General features: G+C 58.4%; 3 protein-coding genes and 2 pseudogenes. 4 read left to right on the top strand and 1 reads right to left on the bottom strand.

All coding sequences use genetic code 11. The features are described 5' to 3' along the window. The 3 genes and pseudogenes from EOA27_RS19330 to EOA27_RS19320 form a co-directional block, all read left to right on the top strand. Window positions 1-779, top strand: a pseudogene (locus EOA27_RS19330) (hypothetical protein); the annotation flags it as partial. Between the two features lie 493 nt (window positions 780-1,272). After that, window positions 1,273-2,442 (top strand): Xaa-Pro peptidase family protein, encoded by a 1,170-nt coding sequence (locus EOA27_RS19325; protein WP_126080651.1) that lies wholly within the window; start codon window positions 1,273-1,275, stop codon window positions 2,440-2,442. Window positions 2,443-2,955: 513 nt separating this feature from the next. Beyond that, a pseudogene (locus tag EOA27_RS19320) lies at window positions 2,956-3,058 on the top strand (transposase); the annotation flags it as partial. 146 nt (window positions 3,059-3,204) lie between these two features. On the opposite strand, the gene EOA27_RS41540 reads toward EOA27_RS19320, so the two are convergent. Next, the gene (locus EOA27_RS41540; RefSeq protein WP_189341492.1) at window positions 3,205-3,348 is read right to left on the bottom strand and encodes a hypothetical protein; all 144 of its coding nucleotides are present in this window, start codon (window positions 3,346-3,348) and stop codon (window positions 3,205-3,207) included. A gap of 1,174 nt (window positions 3,349-4,522) precedes the next feature. Here EOA27_RS41540 and EOA27_RS19310 point away from each other — a divergent pair. Then, the coding region (locus EOA27_RS19310) for a M20 aminoacylase family protein (protein WP_145970422.1) at window positions 4,523-5,659 on the top strand (1,137 nt) is incomplete at its 3' end.

Below are 5,659 nucleotides of genomic sequence, written 5' to 3'. Positions count from 1 at the left end.
TTCTGAAGCCAGTCATAGGCAGCGGCAGCATCGGTGTGCGATTATGCAGCACCGTCGATGAGTTAGCCGAACATACCACCTACCTATTGGGTGGGAAGCATATTTGGCGATCTTCACCGAGGATACTTGTTGAAGAATACGCGAATGGTCCAGACTACGGCGCTTACGCAATGGGAAATGAAATCGTTGGGATAGAGGCTGCTGTATATGGCGGCCAGCCGCATTTCGTCTGTAGTGAAGGAACCTTCCCAGCCCCGCTCATTGATGACGAGTACAAACTTATGGCCGATGTTTCGCTGAGTTGCTTGCGATCTCTCGGCCTTGGCTGGGGGCCAACCAGTATCCAATTCCGATGGACGACACGTGGTCCAGTCGTTATTGAAGTCAACCCGCGGCTTGGTGGTGGTCCTCAACCGGTTCATCTGGCTTACGGAGTCGACCTCGTCACCGAACACATCAAGCTTGTCATCGGTCGCGAATGTAACCTGCGCAAAAGCCATTCACATATCGCGGCCTGGCGCTCATTGTTTCCTGATCGCGATGGCATCCTCGATTGGATCCATGGCGGCAGTCAGGCTGCTGCTGTACCGGGTGTCGCCGAAGTCAAATTTTATGTTGAGCCCAAGACGCCGATCATCAGGAAGGGCGATTACCGAGACTCCATGGGGTACATTATCGCCGTTTCATCCAACCGTTCTCGGACAAAGTCGATACTCCAGCAAGCCATCGACCTAATCGACTGGTCGATCACACCATTTCCGACTGAACAGGAACAATAATCGGTTCCTCGTCTCTCCGCACCAGCGCAGATGTCCCAGCCAAAGAGTGATCGTTGCCGAACATTGGTGCGATTGAGAGCACGAAAGAGATGCGGAGCCATAGCTATACTTTGCGATCCGTGGCGAATCGCGATCGGTTGATTTTTGCTGATTCACAGAAGCCTCGTGCTTTGCTTTCCGCGACACGATCGTGAGTGGCGACTGATTACCTGCGCTCCAAAGGGGCTTTGCGCGAGCTAGGCTTCGCTTGATCAGGCGGCCGCCACCTGCTGAACAAGTCTCTCGGAGACATCTTGCAGCCAGATGACGTCGATATGGAAACTGCATTTGACCATGGCCGCTGGGCGTTCAATCGTCTGACTTCTCTAGCCGCGAGTTGAACAACAAGCACAGGACGATCAAGCCTCAGCGACCGGATTGTGCTGGCCAGTCTTAGCGGAGGCTGTGTCATTGTTGCGCGAATGCAAACCTCAAAAATCAATGGAGTAGACTCATGACGATCCCAAAGGGTGTACAGGCATTTCCACGCACTGAATACCTGCGCCGGCTGTCCGCCGTGAAGGCTGAAATGGAGGGACGCGACGTGGACGTACTGCTCGTTTTGGACGCTTCCAATATCACTTATCTTTCAGGCTATACCACGCCGTCCGGATATGTTCCTCAGGCGCTTGTGATTGACGGGGTGGCTGAGGAGCCGACATTCATCCTTCGTCGTTGCGATGCGCCGGCGGCCATGTACGAATGTTTCATGGAACAGGATAAGATCATCGGCTACCCGGAAGCGCTCATTGGCAATCTAGCCAACGACGGATACGATGCCGTCATCGACTTCCTGAATGAAGCTGGTCTCGCGAAACGGGGGCTGGGTATCGAGATGTCGAGCCTGCCTGCAGCGACATCGGAAAAGTTCAAGTCACGGCTGCCTGAGGCTCGCGTTGTAGACTGCACCAAGCTTGTCAGCTGGCTCCGCCTAGTCAAATCCGATCTCGAAATAGAAGTCATGCGGGAAGCCGCCGCCATTTCCGACGCCGCGATGAAGCGCGCCAGCGAAGTCATACGTGCCGGTGTAGCGGAAGCCGACGCGGCGGCAGAGATCGCGGCGGCGTTAATCCGGGGAGCGAATGGAAAGCCGGGAACGGCGCTGAAGGCCTTCTATCTCTGCGCCTCGCCTCGGATAGGTACCTGTCACATTCCGTGGACGGGGGACGTGTTCCGCGACGGGTCCCAGATCAATCTCGAACTCGGCGGCACTCGCCATGGATATTCCGCGGGCCTCATGCGTACTTTCTCGATCGGCGCCCCGTCCGAACGCCTGCGCCGCATTCATGAGGCCCAGGTCGAAGGCCTTGAGGCGGCACTCGCCGCAGTCCGGCCGGGATCAACGTGCAGCGAAGTGGCCAACGCGTTCTACAAGACGCTCCGCAAACACGGTTTCGAAAAGGAAACGCGCTGCGGCTACGCGCACGGCATTGGCTGGCTCGAACCGACTGCAAGCCTCCGGGATGGCGACACGACTGAGCTGAAGCCGAACATGACCTTTCATTTGATGCTGGGCAACTGGATTGAGGACGACTTCGGTTACGTGATCAGCGAGACATTCCGGGTCGCCGGCACCGGCGCTGAGGTAATCACAAACACGCCGCGGAAGATCTTCGAAATCTGAACGGGCAATCGTGTCCGGTCGCCTATCTATTCGATCGTGTTGATGTCAGGCGCTTCTAAGTTGTCCGAATCGCCGGCGTTTTGATGTCCTCCGGAGGGTCTTGCTTCTCTCCGGATTGGCTCTTGGGATTAGAAGAATGGCGGAAAGATCTGTTCGGCGTCTGATTCAATGATGCGATCAGCACGTGGACCGTAGCGAACTCCCTCCGAAGGACTTCTGTCCGCCAGTTGGCGGATTTGAGGTGACACTAGTTGCGATGGCTTCTGGAGCGATTGCGGTCAAGCTTGTTAGTGCTTCATGTCCTATTCGATTGTTCGATCGGTTGGCGACCATCTCCTCGTCCTGACTTGGCTTCGGCTGTGCCGCGGGGGACTGGCCGGTCGTGTTGGCCGGCAGGTCATCGCGTGCGCGACGTGGCTTTGATGGAGCTACGAGCCCGATGGCTGCGATCGCGGCTGGTCTCGCGGCGCACCGCGACGATTTCCAGATCCGTGCCTTCCTCATCGAACAGGCGCATGGCTTGGCCTCGTGCCACGGCAATACAGTACCGGAGGGAAGCCGACTGTCCGCCGCATCTCAAAACCAGGAAGCCGCTTATCTGCGAATTCTGTTAATCCAGGCGGCCAGCTTCGGCGCATGGCTGCAGAATGCCGCGCCGCGGCTTCATCGCAGCAAGCTCGCCACGGCACTGGCTATCGCTGAAGCGCCAAAGTCCCGACAGCGATCGAAGGCTTCGCTGTGCCGATCGCCGCGACCAGGAGATCATCGGCGCGACGCCGGCACGCTCATCAGGCGACGGCAGTTCGCCTCGTTCTGGCTGATCTCCTCGATCTCCTGGCTGACCGTTTCGATGAGCTCGTCGAGCCACAGCCAGTCCTCGTAGAGTCCAACGATCGGATCGCTCATGCGCGGCGATATCTCGTCGGCACGGTTCTCCAGGATTGCGAACTGCGAGTTGCGAAGTGCTCTCGCGCCGGGCAGCACGGCAATACCGTGCTGCGCAATGGCTGGACATTCGGCAGCACCGAAACGAGGTGACGGCCATCTAAACCGCCACCCCCCAGTGCGCGAGAAGCATGGAGCGAATATGAACGCACCCGGAATCTGTTTGACCCAAATGGTTGCCTGGCAACCTATCCGCTAATGAGATTAACGGTGCGTGCGAATTCCCCATCAAGGCCATGACACGCGAGCCGACCAAAAGGGCCGGATACATATGAGCGACTTCCGCTATCCTCCACGCCTCACTTGCGATCAGCAGCCGGTCCATACAATTGGGTCAGGTGGCCGCAAGCATGGTGTCTTGCCGTTTCCAGCGAAGTTCGGTGGCGTCCAGCCACGTGCGAGGCATGATCACCGCCAGTCTTCTGGCAAGCGCGACAATGGCTTTTTGCGTCCCTCGCCGATTGGCGACGTTCTTCGCCCCGGCCTTAAACCACGACCAATTTGCCAACGCGTCAGCGGGACTGGGCGGCCTCGAAGGCAACGACCTCTTCATGCCTAGGCCCGCAGGGGGACATGCATTCAACGCGCTCCCTTTCTCCCTGCTGAAATTACCCGGTCATGGCCGACTTCATTATCTCCGGAGGGACAACCCCGGTCGCCTACGAAACAAGATCGATCACGACCAAACAATTGCCCTAGCCACCTGACGGCGATCATCGATGCTGTGATTTGCGACAATGACGCTGCTTCCCGGACCCTTTTTCGATCGCAGCCTGATTATGCTCGATGTCGGAGGGAAATCCTAGCTTCCGCCGCCCCGTGACTAGTGCCATCGCCGAGGCCGCGGTCCACGCTGTCATGGATGATCTGGTCAGAGAGGGCCTCACGATCTTAATTCGGTGGGCCGGGCCGACGCGCGAGGACGCAGACATCCAAGGGTCAGTTCCGTAACCGACTTGCCCCACGGCGACCTAGCATGTGCTGGCCGGGACCGACCTCTGTGCTGAAAAGCGAGCCTCGGGTCCATCTCGTTACTAGATGTCGATGATACACAAAAGGCATTTGACGAAATCGTGCTGCGGAATGATGCTCGCTTAAATAAGGCACTAGGACAGAAAAAGCTGGGAACTAATAGATGTACAGCGTCGACACTTTCCGACATCTCCAGGAAGAAGCCACGCAATGGCGCCGCTACCTGCACCAGAATCCGGAACTGGGATACGAGGTGCACAATACGGCGAAGTTCGTTGCTGAGAAGCTGGCCTCCTTCGGTATCAATCACATCGAGACGGGCATCGCCGAGACCGGCGTGGTTGCCCTGATCCAGGGTGAGGGCGGGGAGGGGCCGACGATCGGACTGCGCGCCGATATGGATGCCCTGCCGATCCTGGAAGCGTCGAACAAGGCCTGGTCCTCGCGGATACCCGGCAAGATGCACGCGTGCGGCCATGACGGCCACACCGCGATGCTATTGGCGGCTGCAAAACACCTCGCCGCGACGCGCAACTTCAAAGGCTCAGCGGCTTTGATCTTCCAGCCCGCCGAGGAAGATGGACGAGGTGCTTTGAAGATGGTCCAGGAAGGAATCATGGAGCGCTTCAACATCTCCCAGGTCTACGGCCTGCACAACTCACCCGGCACTGACATTGGCCAGTTCGCCATCCGGGAGGGCGGTATGATGGCGGCGCTTGACGAGTTTGACATCATCGTCAAGGGGAGGGGCGGGCATGCAGCTTCGCCCCACAGGACTGTCGACCCTGTGGTCACCGCCGCACAAATCATCGTTGCCCTCCAGACCGTGGTGTCCCGCAACACCGACCCCACTGACGCCCTCGTCGTTTCTGTCACGAAGTTCACGGCGAGCCAAGCCTACAACGTCATCGCGGACCAGGTCGAAATGGGTGGGACTGTCAGGAGTCTGACCTCCGCCGTGCGCGATCTGGCGCAGCGGCAGATCAGGTTATGCGCCGAGGGCGTGGCCCACGGGATGGGCGCGGAAATTGAGTTCAGGCATCGGCGGCTCGAACCCCTTACATTCAATCACACGGCCGGAACACATTTCGCGATCACCGCAGCCCGCGGCCTCGTGGGCCATGACGCCGTAAACGACAACGTCAAGCCTTCGATGGGATCCGAAGACTTTGCCTACATGCTGGAAGCGCGGCCGGGCGCGATCATCCTCTTGGGGAACGGCTCGACGCCGGGCTTGCACAATCCCGCTTACGATTTCGACGACGAGGCGATCCCGTATGGCGTGGGCTATTGGGTAACC

The organism is Mesorhizobium sp. M2A.F.Ca.ET.037.01.1.1, assembly GCF_003998075.1.
Classification (GTDB): Bacteria; Pseudomonadota; Alphaproteobacteria; order Rhizobiales; family Rhizobiaceae; genus Mesorhizobium.
Note: the sequence above shows the minus strand (reverse complement) of the source record. Positions and strands in the feature narration are given on the sequence as shown.

Excerpts from the sequence above, each read along its gene's own strand:
- EOA27_RS19325 (WP_126080651.1), top strand. The coding sequence starts at position 1,273 with ATGACGATCCCAAAGGGTGTACAGGCATTTCCACGCACTGAATACCTG.
- EOA27_RS41540 (WP_189341492.1), bottom strand. The coding sequence starts at position 3,348 with ATGAGCGATCCGATCGTTGGACTCTACGAGGACTGGCTGTGGCTCGAC.